The sequence below is a fragment of the Consotaella aegiceratis genome (assembly GCF_036541425.1).
Lineage (GTDB): Bacteria > Pseudomonadota > Alphaproteobacteria > Rhizobiales > Rhizobiaceae > Consotaella > Consotaella aegiceratis.
In genome coordinates this window covers 81,959-98,037 of the sequence record NZ_JAZHFT010000016.1, presented here as the reverse complement: position 1 = coordinate 98,037, position 16,079 = coordinate 81,959, and the positions used below count along the sequence as shown (strand labels likewise).

The following is a 16,079-nucleotide window of genomic DNA, read 5'->3' as shown; positions in this document are numbered from 1 at the left end:
CTTCGATCCGTGACGGCAGAAGCGATACCTGCTCCCGATCCTCGCCGACGATATATCCCATGAAAATGGCCGCCCTGTTCCCAAGGCGGCCATCCTATCTGATTTGCCCGGCTTTCCACACAGCCTGTTCCGCCAGGGCCTTGTCAATAGTCTGAGGGCCCGGCAAATGCCGGGCCCTCAACATGATCGAAGCTAGGTTCGATTAGAAGTTGCGCTGGAAGCGGAGGTATCCAGCGGTCAGATCGGATTCGGCCGGGCCGGCATAATCCACCTCGGAGTAGTAGATGTCGGCCGACACGACGAAGTTGTCGGTGAGCTCGTAGGAGCCATAGAGCTCCGCGCCCCAGACGTCCGCGCTACCGTAGTAGTCGACATCGCCGACGCCATAGCCGAGGTCGAAGGTCTCACCGTAGAAGCCGCCGACCGCGACGAAGAGCTTGCCGAGTTCCTGGCCGTAACCACCCGAAGCCGACCACTCGATCGGCAAGTCGAAGCCGCCGTCCCAAACCGAATAGCGGTTCGGATCGAACGAGTAGGTGCCTTCGACGGTGAGGGTCGAACCAGCGGCAACCAAGTCGGTCAGGGTCAGATTGGCCTTGAGCGAACCAGACGTGTCGCCTTCGCTGCCTTCGAGGACGAAGGTGTCATAGGCATCGAACGTCTCGTAGTCGGTCGGATCGAGGAAGTCGTCACCGAAGCCGTAGTCGGTATCCTCATCCAAGCCGCCGTAGACGAAGAACGAACCCCAACCACCGGTGTAACCGATCTTGGCGCTGAAGTCTGGAGTGACGTCGCCCGTGCCATCGTCGTCAGCACCGATCGCAACGACGAAACCGTTGCTGGAGAACGTGTACTGGATGGTCTCGTCCTTGACCGCACCGACCTTGAAGTTCTGGTCGGCAGGCGTACCGGTACCGGCCTTGTAGATCGAGTCCAGATAACCCATCGTCAGGCCGCCCAACTGGATGTAGGCGGAGTCGATATGGAAATCGGCCGAGCTGTCGCTGTCGTCCTGCAGTGCCATGTAGGCGCGCAGCTGACCGAATTCGGTCTCTTCGCGAGCGTCGACGTTCAAGCGAGCGCGAGTCCGCCAGCTGGTGGCGTAGTCGTCGCCTTCGGAGTTTTCGGTATCGTCACCGCCGGTGCCCGAAATCTGGAAACGGACGAAACCGCCGATCTTCAGGCAGGTCTCAGTGCCCGGGATGTAATAGAAGCCCGTGCCGTACACGTCGCAAACGCGAACGTAGTCAACCGGCTCGGGTTCGACCATGACGACCGCGTCAGCCGCGCGGGCGCCAGAAACCGCGACGAGAGCCGCGGCGGAGCCGAGAAGAAGGCTCTTGATGTTCATGTCCTGACCTCCAGTCAATCTAGGTTAGGGTTGGGCCTTTTTTGAAGGACAGCCTTCCCTGCCCCAATCCCCTCTTCGAAAGCCCCGAAGCTTCCGCTCCGCGTCCTTTCCATGGCGACAATATCCAGGGCGCTTTTCGATGCAATCTCAGAAATGGCCCAGCGGGGGGTCTGAGACGCTTTGGACACACCGCTGTTGCGCAGATGCCACGATTTTCGTTACCACCCGGTAAGAACCCCTTCCAAATCGTTAACAAGCGGGTCTCCAAAGGCGCGATTTGCGCCGTTCGAGCCCTCGACTCCGGTCAGAATCACGCCGCAGGCTCGATTTCACCGAAACGATCCAATGACGACCACGCCGGCTCCGGCAGGAGCGAATCCGGCCGCATTCACCAAGCCACCTGCCGGAACGGAACGAGGCGCGTGCCGCCTGCGTTGATTCGCTCGATGCGGCATTTGTAGTTTGGAGTGATCGATGGCGCCTCGCCCCGTCTGGAAAGGACAGATCCGCCTGTCTCTCGTCTCGATTCCGGTCGAGATGTACACAGCCACCTCTTCCGGCTCGACCATCAGCTTTCGCCAGATCGATCGGAACAGTGGCAAACGCATTCATTATGAGAAGATCGTGCCCGGTCTCGGACCGATCGACGCCGCCGACATCGTCAAGGGCTACGAGGTCGGCAAGGACGACTACGTGGTCCTGACCGACGAGGAGATCGAGGACGTCAAGCTGGAGACGAAGAAGACGCTGGAACTCGTCCAATTCGTCGACACCTGCGAGATTCCTCCGCTCTATTTCGACAAACCGTATTATCTCGTCCCGCAGGACGACCTTGCCGAGGACGCATTCCGTGTCGTGCGTGACGCCCTTCGTCAGGCCTCGAAGACCGGCCTCGGCCAGCTCTCGTTGCGCGGCAAGGAGTATCTCGTGGCGGTGCGCCCTTGCGGCACCGGCCTGCTGCTGGAGACGCTCCATTACGAGGACGAGATCCGCAAGTCCGATTCGGTTTTTTCCGACATCTCCTCCAAGAAGGCGGAGAACGACCTTCTCGCGGTGGCCACCGAGCTGATCGAGCGCAAGACCGCGCCGTTCGAGGCCGGTGCGTTCAAGAATCACTATAGCGATGCGCTGAAGCGGCTGATCGCCGAAAAGCGCAAGGCTGGCGGCACGGTCGAGATTCACGAGGATGAGGATGAGGCGCCGACCTCCGGGCGGAGCAACGTCGTCGATCTGATGGCGAGCCTGAAGAAGAGCCTCGAATCGGACGGTGCCAAGAAGAGCGGGGCGAAGGCGGGCAGCGAGGCCAAGAGCGCCAAACGCGAGACGAGCCGTAGCGGCAAGGCGCGGGCCAAGCCGGTGGAGAAGAAGCCCGCCGCCGCGCCGCGCCGCCGCAAATCCGCCTGAGCGGCTGGGATCGCCCGATGGCCGCCAAAGCCGATACGCTGCTCAAGACCTATCGCGAGAAGCGCGACTTTTCGCAGACGCGCGAGCCAGCCGGTGCAGGGCGCAGGCGACGGAGCAAAGCGCTCTATTTCTGTGTGCAGAAGCATGCCGCGACGCGGCTGCATTACGACTTCCGGGTGGAGTGGGAGGGTGTGCTGAAGAGCTGGGCGGTGACGCGCGGCCCGAGCTACGATCCCGCCGACAAGCGGCTGGCCGTGCGCACGGAGGACCATCCGCTCGACTATGGCGACTTCGAGGGAACGATCCCCAAGGGTCAGTATGGTGGCGGCACCGTGATGCTGTGGGACGCCGGCACGTGGGAGCCGGTCGGAGATCCGGACGCGGGCTTGCGCGACGGCTCACTCAAAATGCTTCTCAAGGGCGAGAAGATGACCGGCCACTGGGCCCTCGTCCGCATGAAGGGCAAGAAGGGCGAAACCCGCGAGAACTGGCTTCTCATCAAGGAAAAGGACGATGTGGCCGATCCCGACCGCAACATCGTCGACGAAATGCCGCTAAGCGTGAAGAGCGGACGCGACCTCGATGCGATCCGCGAGGGCGATTCCCCGGTCTGGAACACCGGCGCCACGAGGACAGCATCGAAGGCCGGCACCAAGAGCGGATCGACCTCCCCCGCTCCGGCCTCGCATAAGGAGCCCAAGAAAAAGGCCGGGGCACTGGCGCTGCCCGAGTTTCGGCCGGTTCAGTTGGCGACGCTGGTCGATACGGCGCCGGACGGCGACGGCTGGATCAACGAGATGAAATATGACGGCTATCGCGTGCTGATCGCGGTCGCCGACGGGACATGCCGCCTTTACACCCGCAGCGGGCTCGACTGGACCGAACGCTTTGCGCCGCTGGGACCGGCCATCGAATCGCTTCCCTGCGACAGCGCGCTGATCGACGGCGAGGTCGTCGCCTTCGACGCGCACGGCGGCACCGACTTTTCCTCCCTGCAGAAGCGCCTGAAGGAGGGGGGCGATCTCGCCTGCTTCTGTTTCGATCTGCTCGAGATCGATGGCGAGGACCTGACGAAACGTCCCCTGATCGAGCGCAAGGAGCGGCTGGAAGAGCTGATCGGCAGCGCCGACCGCAAGGAACTGCTCTACAGCGAGCACATCACCGGCAAGGGGCCGCAGGTGCTCAAAAGCATCTGCGCGGCCGGCCATGAAGGAATCGTCGCCAAGCGCGCCGATGCGCCCTATCGCGGCGGCCGCGGCAAATCATGGCTCAAGGTCAAATGCAGCAAGCGGCAGGAGTTCGTCATTGGCGGCTATGCGGCAACCGACAAGAAGGCGCGGGCCTTCCGCTCGCTCCTGCTCGGCACCCACGAGAGCGGGAAGCTGCGCTATCGCGGCAAGGTCGGCAGCGGCTTCGATCAGGAGATGATGGACGACCTGAAGCAGCGCTTCGCCTCACTGACGCGCAAGACGGCGCCGTTCGACGACATCGCCCGGGCCGAGGCGCGTGGCGCCACCTTCCTGACGCCGACGCTGGTCGCCGAGATCGAATTCGCTGAACTGACTGCCGATGGGCACATCCGCCACGGCGTGTTCAAGGGCCTGCGCGAGGACAAGACAGCGGAGGACGTGGTGGACGAGAAGCCGCAAGCGACGAAAGCCGCAGCCGCCCCCTCGGCGAAAGACACCGCAAGACCGGCGCGAACGCGATCGACCGGCACCTCCAACGACCACCGGGTCGCCGGCATCAAGCTGACCCACCCCGATCGCGTGGTGTTCGAGAGCCAGGGCCTGACCAAGCTCGACCTCGCCCGTTATTATGAGGCGGTGGCCGACCGGATGCTGCAATATGCGGGCGATCGGCCGATCTCGCTGGTGCGCTGCCCGCAGGGCGGCCAGAAGCACTGCTTCTTCCAGAAGCACGATTCCGGCGGCTTTCCCGATGCCGTTCACAAGGTCCCGATTACCGAGAAGGACGGGGGAACGGAGGACTATCTCTACGTCTCCGATGCCGCCGGGCTGGTGGCGGCAATGCAGATGAACGCGCTCGAATTTCACATCTGGGGTTCGCGCAACGACCGCATCGAGCGGCCCGACCGCATGGTATTCGATCTCGACCCCGACGAAGGTCTCGGCTTCGACGACGTCAAGAGCGCGGCGAACGATCTGCGCGACCGTCTCGCGAAACTCGGGCTCGAAAGCTTTCCTATGGTCACCGGCGGCAAGGGCGTGCACGTCGTCGTGCCGCTCGCCCGGCGCCAGGAGTGGCCGCAGATCAAGGCGTTCGCCAGAGCCTTTGCCACCCAGAGGGCCGACGACGAGCCGCAGAGGTTCGTCGCGACCATGTCGAAAGCCAAGCGCAAGGGCCGCATCTTCATCGACTGGCTGCGCAACGAGCGCGGCTCGACGGCGATCGCGCCCTATTCCACCCGCTCCCGCCAGGGCGCGCCGGTCGCCACCCCGGTGAGTTGGGACGAGCTCGAAGGGCTCGCGGCCGCCAATCTGTTCCACCCCGCCGACATCCTCGAACGGCTGCAGGATGCCGATCCGTGGGCGGACTATATCGATGTCAAACAATCGCTGGCCAAGAAAGCAATGGCTGCCGTCGGCGCCGAATGAGCGACTGTGACCTGTGTCTTTCAGCTTGACGGCGGTCGCCGCGACGCGCGAGCGTGCGCGCGCCACGGAGAAAGACCCATGCCCATCTACGCCCTCGACGAGGAGGCGCCCGACCTGCCCGACGCCGACGATATATTCGTCGCGCCGACGGCCCATGTCATCGGCCGCGTCCGGCTCGAGCGCGACGTCGGCATCTGGTTCGGCGCGGCGCTGCGCGGCGACAATGAATGGATCCGGATCGGAACCGGCAGCAACGTCCAGGAAAACTGCGTCTTTCATACCGACATCGGCTTTCCGCTGACAGTCGGCCGGGGCTGCACCGTGGGTCACGGCGCCATCGTCCACGGCTGCACCGTCGGCGACAACACAATGATCGGCATGGGGGCGATCGTGCTCAATGGCGCCCACATCGGCGCGAATTCCATCGTCGGTGCGGGCTCGCTGGTCACCGAGGGAAAGTGTTTTCCGGGCGGGTCGCTGCTGCTCGGCAGCCCCGCCAGAGTCGCGCGCCCGCTCGCCGAGGCGGAGATCCGGAGGCTGCGCGAGATTGCCGCGCGCTATGTCGCCAAGGCTCGACAGTATAAGACCGGGCTGAAACGACTCGATCGTGAATAAGCTTTACTCCAATGGTTCCCATGTCCGCACGTCTTGCACTGTTCACGCCCCTCGCCCGCGAGCTGCCCGCGACCATTCCCTTCGTCGGACCGGAGGCGATCGAGCGCCAGACCGGCGTCCGGTTCCGGGCTCGGCTCGGCGCGAACGAGAGCGTCTTCGGGCCGTCACCGAAGGTGATCGAGGCGATGCAGGCCGCCGCCGCCGAAAGTTGGGCCTATGGCGACCCCGAAGTGCACGATTTGCGCGCGGCGATCGCCGCCCATCACCAGGTTAAGCCGGAGAACATAGCGGTCGGGGAAGGGATCGACGGGCTGTTGGGGCTGCTGGTGCGTGTGGCCATCGAACCGGGCGATACCGTGCTGACCTCGCTCGGCGCCTATCCGACGTTCAACTATCACGTCGTCGGCCATGGCGGCGTGCTCGACTTCGTACCGTATCGTGACGATGCGGAGGACCTCGACGCGCTTCTGGAGCGCGCGCGGGACATCAGACCGAAGCTTCTTTATTTCGCCAATCCGGACAACCCCACAGGGTCCTGGTACGACGCCGAAAGCGTCGAACGTCTGATCCGGGAGACACCGGAAGAGACGATCCTGGTGCTCGATGAAGCCTATGGGGATCTGGCGCCCGCCGGAACGCTGCCGTCGATCGGGCTGATGCGCCCCAATCTGCTGCGCTTCCGCACCTTTTCAAAGGCCTATGGCATGGCGGGCGTGCGGGTCGGCTACGCCGTGGGCGAGGCCGAGGCCATCGTGCATCTCGACAAGGTCCGCAATCATTTCGGCATTTCGCGCATGAGCCAGGCCGGTGCGCTCGCGGCACTCGAGGACCAGGGCTATCGGCGCCGAAGCATCGAGTCGATCGTCTCGGCGCGAGGCGCGCTGTGCGGTATCGCCACAGCCCAGGGACTGCGGCCCCTGCCCTCGGCCACCAACTTCGTCGCCATCGACTGCGGACGGGACGGCGCTTACGCGCGCGCGGTGTTGAATGGCGTGCTCCGCCAAGGGGTGTTCATTCGAATGCCGGGCACCCCGCCACTCGATCGGATGATCCGCGTCACCGTCGGACCCAGCGAGGATCTCGCTCTGTTCGCCGAAGCGTTGGCAGAGGCGCTGAAACAGGCCGACGCGACCGATCGTTGACGGGCGGCCGACCGGGCTGCAGTCTGCTCAGTGCAGCGAGCGCCATTCCCGCGCGGCGCGCAGGGCCCGGGCGATCTCGATCTTCGACATCTGCTCGGCGACTTCCTGGCGATAGAAAGCGGCACGTTCGGCGCCCAACTGGTCGGCCAGGTTGAAGTACATGTGAGCGGCGATCAGGTCGGTGTCGCTGTCGCGCCCGGAGGCGCAGCGCATGCCCATCTCGAAGAGAATTTCGGCGCTGGGGTGGAACGCGCCGCCGGCGGTGGCCATCGAAGGATCGAGGAGTTCAAAGCGTGCCATTGTCGTCTTCCCTGTTCTGCGCCGGGATCGCTGTCTGCCCCGGCTTTGATGACACGATCATCGCTCGGGGCCTTGAAAATCCTCCTAAAATGCGTGGCTAATTTGAGTTAAACGCCGAGGAAACATTTCAGAAAGCTTCGTAAGCGCGGCGGATCAAGCCGCTGCCTTGCAAGCTTTCTCTATTAATTTGACAGTTTCTTTAGCATAAGCCGGCAATATTGCATTCACCATCAAGTTCAAAGAGCGACCGCGAAAACAGACCCCGACTGGACATCGGCCGGGCGGAGAGATGTCGCGGCTACGGCTGATAGGCGATCGTTGCCGACGGCATCGTCGGACGGTGGTGCGTCGAGCCGCGAACCACGTTAATATGGAAGCATGACCTTTCCGAAACTCCGAAATCCAATCGGCGCCGTCATCCTCGACATGGACGGCACGTTGCACGACACCGAGATCGTTTATTATCGCGCCCTGAAACACGCTGTCGCCGCCACCGGTTTTTCGGCAAGCGACAGCCTTTGCCGGTCGTTGATCGGCATCCCCGGCAAGGAATGCGATCTCATCTTGCAGGAGCACTTCGGATCGAGTTTCCCGTTCGCGGAGTGCAACCGGCTATTTGCCGAGCATCGCGATGACCTGCTCTCACAAGGCGTACCTTTGAAACCGGGAGCGGTCGAACTGCTGGATGACCTCGTCGCGGAAGGGATCCCGACCGCCGTCGCAACATCTTCCAGTCGCCGAACCGCCGAGTCGCATCTGGCTCGCTCCGGCCTGCGAAACCGGTTGGCCACGCTTGTTACCCGCGATGACGTGGAACGTGGAAAGCCCTACCCTGATCTTTTCCTAACGGCAGCGAGGATGTTGAACATCCTCCCAACTGCATGTCTGGCCGTCGAGGACTCCGTTGCCGGAATCAGGGCAGCCCATAGTGCCGGAATGATGGTGGTCATGGTGCCGGATCTGGTGGCGCCAACCGCGGACATTCGCGCGCTCTGCGTTCATGTGGCCTCGGACCTTCACGAGGTCAGGGAGATCGCCGTCAAGCACTGGAACGCGCGATAGCGCATATGGCAAAGCGGGTCGGCCGAGCTGATCGGCGAGGCCTTGGTCATTCCTTATGCCATCGGACCGAACACAGGGGCCGGCGTCCGATGTCGCCGGCCCCTCGTCATGTCTGCCGTCGTGGCGTGCGTTCGCCATTCCCCAGGATCACATCAGTTCCGCGCCTTCTGACCGAACAGCACGCTCTGAGCGTTCTTGTCGGTGGCGAGATTCATCTTCTCCCGTTCCTCCTGCCCGATCGCCAAGCCCTTCTCGACCGCCGGACGCGCCAGCAGGGTCTCGAACCAACGCTTCACATTCGGAAAATCCTCGATCTCCTGGCCCTGGTTCTTGTACGGCTTGACCCAGCCGACGCAGGCCATGTCGGCAATGGAATATTCGCCGGCCAGGAAGTCACGGTCGCCGAGCCGCTTGTTCATGACGCCGTAGAGCCGGTTCACCTCGTTGGTGTAGCGGTCGATGCCGTACTGGATCTTCTCAGGCGCATAGTTGCGGAAGTGATGGCACTGGCCGGCCATCGGCCCGAGCCCTCCGACCTGCCAGAACAGCCACTCGTCGACGGCGACGCGCGCCCGCTCGTCGCTCGGATAGAAGCGGCCGAACTTGCGCCCGAGATATTGCAGGATGGCACCCGATTCGAACACCGAGATCGGCTCGCCGCCTGGCCCCTCGGGGTCGACGATCGCGGGCATCCGGTTGTTGGGTGAAATGGCCAGAAAGTCGGGCTTGAACTGGTCTCCGGCGCCGATGTTCACATACTGGATCTCGTAAGGAATGCCCAATTCCTCCAGCATGATGGAGATCTTCCAGCCGTTCGGCGTGGGCCAATAGTAAAGCTTGATAGGGTTGGTCTGAGTCGCCATGAAAGGCCTCGCAATGGATTGGGGAGAAATGTCTTGCGGAGGAGTCCGGTTTGATTTAGCGCATCCGATGTCGTTCGCAAACCTGCCCATCCGCCATCCTGAACGCTGATTGTATGAAAATGTCAGCCCCGGTTCAGCTTGGCTGTGCGACAGTCATCGCACCATCCAGGAGGCCACCGATGCTGATTCGACTGACGCTCGTCACCACCTTGATCGCGCTGTTCGCGCTGAGCTTCAGCGTCATTGTCGGCACCGCGCGCGGCGAACGCAGCTTCGCCGTCAGCCAGTCGCTGAACTGCAGCGGCTCGCAATCCCCGGCCTGCAGTTCCACGGGGAGCGCGTCGGGCCTGTTCTAGACGTCCTTGCGCCGCTTCGAAAGAAACGGCCGCAATCATGCTGTGTCGTCTTTCGCCGGTCGCAGAGTGCGGGTAGATTGCCGCGATGACGCCACTTGCCCAAGCTTCAACGGATCTTCCTCTCGTCAAGCCGGACGCCAGCCCGTCTCTCGCCTTCACGGATGCGGAAGCGGCGGTGGAGGCTCTCACCCGGCTCTATGACCGCTCGGTCGCCTTTCTGGCGGAGAAGTTCGACCACGTGCTGTCGACCAGCGAGACCAACCGGCACTATCGCGCCTTCTATCCGGAGATCGCCTTCGTCGCCGACAGTCATGCGCGCGTCGATTCACGCCTCGCCTTCGGCCATGTCTCCGAACCGGGCCGCTACGCCACAGCGATCACCCGTCCCGACCTTTTCGGGCCGTATTTGACCGAGCAGATCGAGCTTCTGATCCGCAACCACGGCCACCCGGTCTATGTCGGCGATTCGAAGACGCCGATTCCCCTGCACTTCGCCTTCCGCGAGGGGTCTTATGTCGATGGCGGCCAGGCCGCCAAGCTCAACCGGCCGCTGCGCGACCTCTTCGACGTCCCCGATCTGGCGGCGACCGACGACCGGATCGTCAACGGCAATTTCGAGCCGCAAACGGGCGAGCCGCTTCCGCTCGCGCCGTTCACCGCGCAGCGCGTCGACTATTCGCTGCATCGGCTGGCGCACTATACGGCCACTCACCCGACGCACTTTCAGAATTTCGTCCTGTTCACGAACTACCAGTTCTATGTCGACGAGTTCTGCATGATGGCCCGCGAGGTGATGGCGGGCGGCGGTGGCGGCTACACCGCCTTCGTCGAGCCCGGCAACCTGATCACGCCGGCGGGCGCCCGCGAGCCGGCCTCGGGGGTCGCACCGCTGCGCATGCCGCAAATGCCCGCCTATCACCTGGTGCGCGAGCACGGCCACGGCATCACCATGATCAACATCGGCGTCGGGCCGTCCAACGCCAAGACGATCACCGACCACGTCGCCGTGTTGAGGCCGCACTGCTGGCTGATGCTGGGCCACTGCGCCGGCCTGCGCAACACCCAGGCGCTGGGCGACTACGTGCTGGCCCACGCTTATGTCCGCGAGGACCACGTCCTCGATGCCGATCTGCCGGTCTGGGTGCCGATCCCGCCTCTGGCGGAGGTTCAGGTCGCGCTCGAGGAGGCGGTGGCCGAGATCACCGGCTATTCCGGCTACGATCTGAAGCGGATCATGCGCACCGGGACCGTCGCCACCATCGACAACCGGAACTGGGAGCTGCGCGACCAGACCGAGCCGGTGGAGCGATTGTCACAGTCGCGGGCCATCGCGCTCGATATGGAATCGGCGACGATTGCCGCCAACGGCTATCGGTTCCGGGTGCCCTATGGCACGTTGCTGTGCGTCTCCGACAAGCCGCTGCACGGCGAATTGAAGCTGCCGGGCATGGCAACGGAATTCTACAATTCCCAGGTCGCCCAGCATCTGCGGATCGGCATCCGAGCGATGGAAAAACTGTCGCAGATGCCGCCGGAACGGCTTCATTCGCGCAAGCTGCGCTCCTTTTACGAGACCGCGTTCCAATAGGCGTGGTGGGATGGCGCATCTGGACGACCGGTCCGTTTCCGCGCTCCGCGATGACGGCACAGCCGTGACCGCGGCCGGGCTGTTCTCAGCGGTCGTTCTGGGCGCCATGATCCTCGCTGGATTCCAGGGCCGACATGTCCATGCACTGGACAGCCTGAGCCATTTTCGCGTCCACTTGGCAGTATTGCTGGTCCTGGTCGTGCCGGTGCTGCTGGTGACGGGCCAGTGGCTGGCGGGCTTGGCCTGCGTGCTCGTGGCCGTCGTGGGGTTAAGCTCGGCCGTGCCCTATCTCGTGTCACAGCCGGAAGATGCCCCGCTCCAGGACGAGCAGCCGCGCTATACGCTGCTGCAGATGAACCTGCTCTATGATGCCGAGGATCACCGGCCGACGCTGCAGCGCATCAATGAAATCCGGCCGGACGTGATCACCCTGCAGGAGGCATCGCCGCGTTGGATGACCTCGCTTGCCGGCATCCGGGACAGCTATCCCTACCAATATTTCTGCGGCGGCACGTCGGCCAGAGACAAGATCGCCATCCTGTCGCGCCGCCCGTTCGCCGGCGACTGGTCGACATGCCGCCGGGACGACGGCCTGGCGGCGCGCGACGTCGACTTCGACGGTACCCCGGTGCGCATCGGCTCGATCCATCTCAACTGGCCTTGGCCGAGCCACCAATGGCGGCAGATCGGGTGGTTGCAGCCGATTCTCGCAGGCTTTCCCGGGCGCTCGCTTCTCGCCGGCGACTTCAATGCCGCGCCCTGGAGTGCTGCCGTCACCACCGTCGCACAGGCCGGCAGCATGCGTGTTACGCCCGGCATCGGGCCGACCTGGATCCACGCACGGCTACCGACAGCGTGGGCAGGCCGTGTCGGGCTGCCGCTCGATAATGTCATCGCCGGAAGCCAGATCCGGCATATAGCCACGCAGCGATTGCGGCCGACGGCCTCGGATCACCTGCCCGTACTCGTTGCATTCAGCGTGGTTCCACTGCCGAAGCATGACGAAGAAGACATATCAGGCGGGCAGCAACTGGCATCGAAACAGACCATACTTAACCATTAAAGCCACTTCATTACCGTTTTCGAATAATTTTTACAGCATCATCAAGACGAGAAATACCATAAGACGTAGCGGCAAGGAACTTTTACAAACAGCAATTCTTCTTTTCCCGAAAGGTCTTTTCGGACCAATAGTTTGGGAGAATAAGATGACTGACCGCACATTTCCGCGAGGGCTCGTCGTTCTGGCTCTGTTGACCGGGGCCAGCGGTCTCGCGATCGCTCCGACCTTCGCGCAGGTGAGTGTCGATGCCGGTGACGGCGGTGTCGATGCCGACGCATCGGTCGGTGGCGGCGACGATGGTGGTGTCGACGCGGATGTCGATGCCTCCGTGGGCGGCGGTGGCGGCGTCGATGCGGATGCCGACGCGTCCGTCGGCGGTGACGACGGGGTCGACGCCGATGCGGATGCCTCAGTCGGTCGCGACGATGGCGTCGATGCCGATGCGGACGTTTCCGTTGGGGGCGGCGATGGTGTCGACGCGGACGTCGATGCCTCGATAGGCGGCGGCAATGGGGCCAACGCAGACGTGAATGCTGCCGTCGGCGACACGACAAATGCCAATGTCGACGCATCGATTGGCGGCGGAACCGCTGCCGCGACGGGTGCGGTCGGCACGACCCCGGGTCAGGCGGCGGCTGGGACCCAGACCGTCGACCTGTCCGGCTTCACCGGCGAACAGGTGCAGTATTACAATTCGTTCGCCTCGATGTCGGAGGCCGACCAGATCGCCACCGTCAAGAAGTGCGCCGCGATCGTGATGGACCCCAAGGCCTACGACCACGCCCTCGTTGAGCTGTGCAAGGTGGTGCAGGCGGTCCAGTAGGGCTCGCATCGTCCCCTATCGAAGACCGAGAACGCCGGCTTGGTTGTCGGCGTTCTTTTTGCGCCCGCTACATCGCTTGATAGACCGGTCCCTCACCGCCCTGTGGAGGGACCCATTCGATGTTCTGGTTCGGATCCTTGATGTCGCATGTCTTGCAGTGGACACAGTTGGCGGAGTTGATGACGAAGGTCGGGCCTCCCTCCCCCTCGACCCATTCATAGACGGCTGCGGGGCAATAGCGCGCCGACGGTCCGGCGAAGACATCGTGTTCCGACGCCTTCTGCAGCGCCGGGTCCTTCACCTTTAGATGGACCGGCTGGTCCTCCTCATGGTTCGTTCCCGACAGGAACACCGACGACAGCCGGTCGAAAGTCAGGATGCCGTCGGGACGCGGATAGGCGATCGGCTTGTGCTTTGCCGCGGGCTCGGTCGCCGCATGATCGGGCTTGCCGTGGCCGAGCGTGCCGAAGAGCGAAACGCCCAGGAGCGCATTCAGCCACATGTCGAACCCGCCGAGTGCGATGCCGAGGCCTGTGCCGAAGCGCGACCACAACGGCTTGACGTTGCGCACCGGCTTGAGATCGCGACCGATCGAGGATGCACGCCAGCCCTCCTCGTAGGCGTCCAGCCTGTCGTGCTGCCGGCCGGCCGCGATCGCCGCGCGCGCGGCTTCGGCGGCCTGCATGCCCGACGCCATGGCGTTGTGCGCTCCCTTGATGCGCGGCACGTTGACGAAGCCGGCCGAGCAGCCGATCAGCGCGCCGCCGGGAAAGGCGAGCCGCGGCACCGACTGCCAGCCGCCCTCGCTGATCGCCCGGGCGCCATAGCCGATGCGCCGTCCGCCCTGCAGCAGCGCGGCGACGTCGGGATGCGTCTTGAAGCGCTGAAATTCCTCGAACGGCGAGAGATAGGGATTTCTGTAATTCAGATGGACGACGAAACCGACGGCCACCTGGGCATCGGCCATATGATAGAGGAAGGAGCCGCCGCCGGCCGACGAGCCCAGCGGCCAGCCGAAGGAATGCTCGACCAGGCCGGGCCGATGCTTGGCCGGATCGATCTCCCAGACCTCCTTGAGTCCGATCCCGAATTTCGGCGGCTCGCGACCGGCATCGAGGCCATAGCGCCGGATCGCCTGCTTGGCGAGAAAACCGCGCGCGCCCTCGCCGATCAGCACGTACTTGCCGAGAAGCGCCATGCCGCGCTGGTAGTTCGGCCCTGGCTCACCGTCCCGGCCGACCCCCATGTCGCCGGTGGCGACGCCGATGACCGCATCGGCTTCATCGACGATCAGCTCCGTCGCGGCAAAGCCGGGATAGATCTCGACGCCCAGCGCCTCGGCCCTTTCTGCGAGCCAGCGGCAGACCGGCCCGAGTTCCACGACGAAGCAGCCATGGTTGTTCATGAACGGCGGCATCAGCGCATTCGGCAAGCGGATGCCGCCCTGCGGCCCATAGAAGTGAAACCGGTCGCGCGTGACCGGCGTCTTGATCGGCGTATCCTCGCCGCGCCATTCGGGCAGCAACCGGTCGAGCGCCGAAGGATCGAGCACGCAGCCGGAGAGAATGTGGGCGCCAACCTCGGCCCCTTTCTCCAGCACCACCACCGACAGATCCTCGTCGAGCTGTTTCAGGCGGATCGCTGCAGCCAACCCCGCAGGCCCGGCGCCGACGATGACGACGTCGAACTCCATGCTCTCGCGTTCGGGCGCCCCGGCCTCGCTCATTGTCATCCCTTCCGATACTGGTCCGTCTTCGGCTACCCTGTCGGCCTGCACGCCGCAAGAACACAAAACTGCGCTTCGAAGCCGTTATGGGAAATGTCTTTCGCCTGTCGGCCAAGCCAAGGCGGTTTGGCAACGAGGCAATGGCATCGATTCACCCCGCGCTTTGATCTATGACAGCAGACGATGACCGAAGGCCCTGAATACGATCGAAGCCCGCAAGCGGCCGCCGCGCTTCTGGCGTGGTACGCCGAGGCCGGCGTTGACGCGCTGCTCGGCGAGACCCCGCGCGACCGCTTCGGCGAGACGGCGGCGCAGGCGCAGGCGATCGAAGGCCGCGATCCGACACCGTCGCCCGCCCCGGCGCCGCGGCCCGAACGCCGGGCCGAAGCGCGACCTGAGGAAGGGGCTGCCCCCGCCACGCCGTCCGCCGGCGAACCGGGGCGGTCCTCCACCGGTTTTCCCGCGCCCCATGTGGCGGTGCCCGACGAAATCGCCGTGGCCGACGCGCGTGAGCGGGCCCGCTCGGCGGCCACGCTGGAGGATTTGCGCCAGGCTCTGGCCGGCTTCGAGGGCTGCAACCTCCGCAACGCCGCGCGCTCGATGGTGTTCGGCGACGGCGCCGCCGACGCCGAACTGATGCTGATCGGCGAGGCTCCCGGTCGCGAGGAGGACGCCGCCGGCGAGCCGTTCGTCGGCCGCTCCGGCCAGCTTCTCAACCGCATGCTGGCGGCGATCGGCCTGGAGCGCGACGCGGTGCGCGTCACCAACACGGTGCCGTGGCGTCCGCCCGGCAATCGTCCGCCGACGCCGGCTGAAACCGAAATCTGCCTGCCTTTCATCACCCGCCAGATCGAGCTGGTGAAGCCCAGGGTCATCGCGTGCCTCGGCTCGCCGGCAACCAAGGCGATCCTGCGCGCCGACGACGGAATCCTGCGGATTCGCGGCCGCTGGATGCACTTCACCTACGGCCTGGAGGCCGAGGAGACGATTCCCGCCATGCCGATGCTGCATCCGGCCTACCTGCTGCGCCAGCCGGCGCAGAAGCGGCTCGCCTGGCGCGACCTCCTGGCGCTGAAGAACCGGCTCGACGAGCTCCGCACGGGTACCTCTACGGGGTCCTGACAGGCTCGATTCGTCATCAAAATGCCGCTCGCCAAGCGGCGGCAAA

At 64.2% G+C, this 16,079-nt stretch carries 14 protein-coding genes; 10 read left to right on the top strand and 4 right to left on the bottom strand.

Going from position 1 to position 16,079, the window contains the following annotated elements; genetic code table 11:
- Positions 1-202: 202 nt before the first annotated feature.
- Positions 203-1,351, bottom strand: coding sequence for a porin (locus SMD10_RS12860; RefSeq protein ID WP_331686099.1), 1,149 nt, complete (start codon positions 1,349-1,351; stop codon positions 203-205).
- A 474-nt stretch (positions 1,352-1,825) separates the two neighbouring features.
- On the opposite strand from SMD10_RS12860, the gene ku reads away from it, so the two are divergent.
- The 4 genes from ku to SMD10_RS12840 all read left to right on the top strand — a co-directional run bounded on the left by ku (position 1,826) and on the right by SMD10_RS12840 (position 7,130).
- A complete protein-coding gene (gene ku, locus SMD10_RS12855; protein WP_331686098.1) occupies positions 1,826-2,755 on the top strand; it encodes a non-homologous end joining protein Ku in 930 nt (309 codons plus the stop codon).
- A 17-nt stretch (positions 2,756-2,772) separates the two neighbouring features.
- Positions 2,773-5,373 (top strand): DNA ligase D, encoded by a 2,601-nt coding sequence (ligD, locus tag SMD10_RS12850; protein WP_331686097.1) that lies wholly within the window; start codon positions 2,773-2,775, stop codon positions 5,371-5,373.
- A gap of 78 nt (positions 5,374-5,451) precedes the next feature.
- Positions 5,452-5,988: a gamma carbonic anhydrase family protein gene (locus tag SMD10_RS12845; protein WP_331686096.1), complete on the top strand. Its 537-nt coding sequence runs from the start codon at positions 5,452-5,454 to the stop codon at positions 5,986-5,988.
- 20 nt (positions 5,989-6,008) lie between these two features.
- A complete protein-coding gene (locus SMD10_RS12840) occupies positions 6,009-7,130 on the top strand; it encodes a pyridoxal phosphate-dependent aminotransferase (protein ID WP_331686095.1) in 1,122 nt (373 codons plus the stop codon).
- A 27-nt stretch (positions 7,131-7,157) separates the two neighbouring features.
- On the opposite strand, the gene SMD10_RS12835 is transcribed toward SMD10_RS12840, so the two are convergent.
- The gene (locus tag SMD10_RS12835) at positions 7,158-7,430 is read right to left on the bottom strand and encodes a sel1 repeat family protein (RefSeq protein WP_331686094.1); all 273 of its coding nucleotides are present in this window, start codon (positions 7,428-7,430) and stop codon (positions 7,158-7,160) included.
- A 378-nt stretch (positions 7,431-7,808) separates the two neighbouring features.
- Between SMD10_RS12835 and SMD10_RS12830 the strand changes: the two genes are divergently transcribed.
- Complete coding sequence (locus SMD10_RS12830; RefSeq protein WP_331686093.1) at positions 7,809-8,492, top strand: HAD family hydrolase; 684 nt, start codon at positions 7,809-7,811, stop codon at positions 8,490-8,492.
- A gap of 152 nt (positions 8,493-8,644) precedes the next feature.
- Here SMD10_RS12830 and SMD10_RS12825 read toward each other — a convergent pair whose 3' ends face one another.
- On the bottom strand, positions 8,645-9,355 hold the full coding sequence (locus SMD10_RS12825) for a glutathione S-transferase family protein (RefSeq protein ID WP_331686092.1): 711 nt from the start codon (positions 9,353-9,355) through the stop codon (positions 8,645-8,647).
- 179 nt (positions 9,356-9,534) lie between these two features.
- Here SMD10_RS12825 and SMD10_RS12820 point away from each other — a divergent pair, with 179 nt between their 5' ends.
- The 4 genes from SMD10_RS12820 (at position 9,535) to SMD10_RS12805 (ending at position 13,185) form a co-directional block, all read left to right on the top strand.
- Positions 9,535-9,711 carry a hypothetical protein gene (locus SMD10_RS12820; RefSeq protein WP_331686091.1) on the top strand — a complete coding sequence of 59 codons (177 nt, stop codon included), beginning with the start codon at positions 9,535-9,537 and terminating at the stop codon, positions 9,709-9,711.
- 85 nt (positions 9,712-9,796) lie between these two features.
- Positions 9,797-11,299: an AMP nucleosidase gene (locus tag SMD10_RS12815; RefSeq protein WP_331686090.1), complete on the top strand. Its 1,503-nt coding sequence runs from the start codon at positions 9,797-9,799 to the stop codon at positions 11,297-11,299.
- Positions 11,300-11,309: 10 nt separating this feature from the next.
- The gene (locus SMD10_RS12810; RefSeq protein WP_331686089.1) at positions 11,310-12,362 is read left to right on the top strand and encodes an endonuclease/exonuclease/phosphatase family protein; all 1,053 of its coding nucleotides are present in this window, start codon (positions 11,310-11,312) and stop codon (positions 12,360-12,362) included.
- Positions 12,298-13,185, top strand: a complete 888-nt coding sequence (locus tag SMD10_RS12805; protein ID WP_331686088.1) for a hypothetical protein — start codon at positions 12,298-12,300, stop codon at positions 13,183-13,185. The genes SMD10_RS12810 and SMD10_RS12805 overlap by 65 nt, the downstream gene beginning before the upstream one ends.
- A 67-nt stretch (positions 13,186-13,252) precedes the next feature.
- Here the strand turns inward: SMD10_RS12805 and SMD10_RS12800 are convergent, their stop codons facing one another.
- Entirely contained in the window at positions 13,253-14,911 is a 1,659-nt protein-coding gene (locus SMD10_RS12800) for an electron transfer flavoprotein-ubiquinone oxidoreductase (RefSeq protein ID WP_331686087.1), read from the bottom strand.
- Between the two features lie 183 nt (positions 14,912-15,094).
- Here SMD10_RS12800 and SMD10_RS12795 point away from each other — a divergent pair, with 183 nt between their 5' ends.
- Positions 15,095-16,033 carry a uracil-DNA glycosylase gene (locus SMD10_RS12795; protein WP_331686086.1) on the top strand — a complete coding sequence of 313 codons (939 nt, stop codon included), beginning with the start codon at positions 15,095-15,097 and terminating at the stop codon, positions 16,031-16,033.
- Positions 16,034-16,079 lie beyond the last annotated feature (46 nt).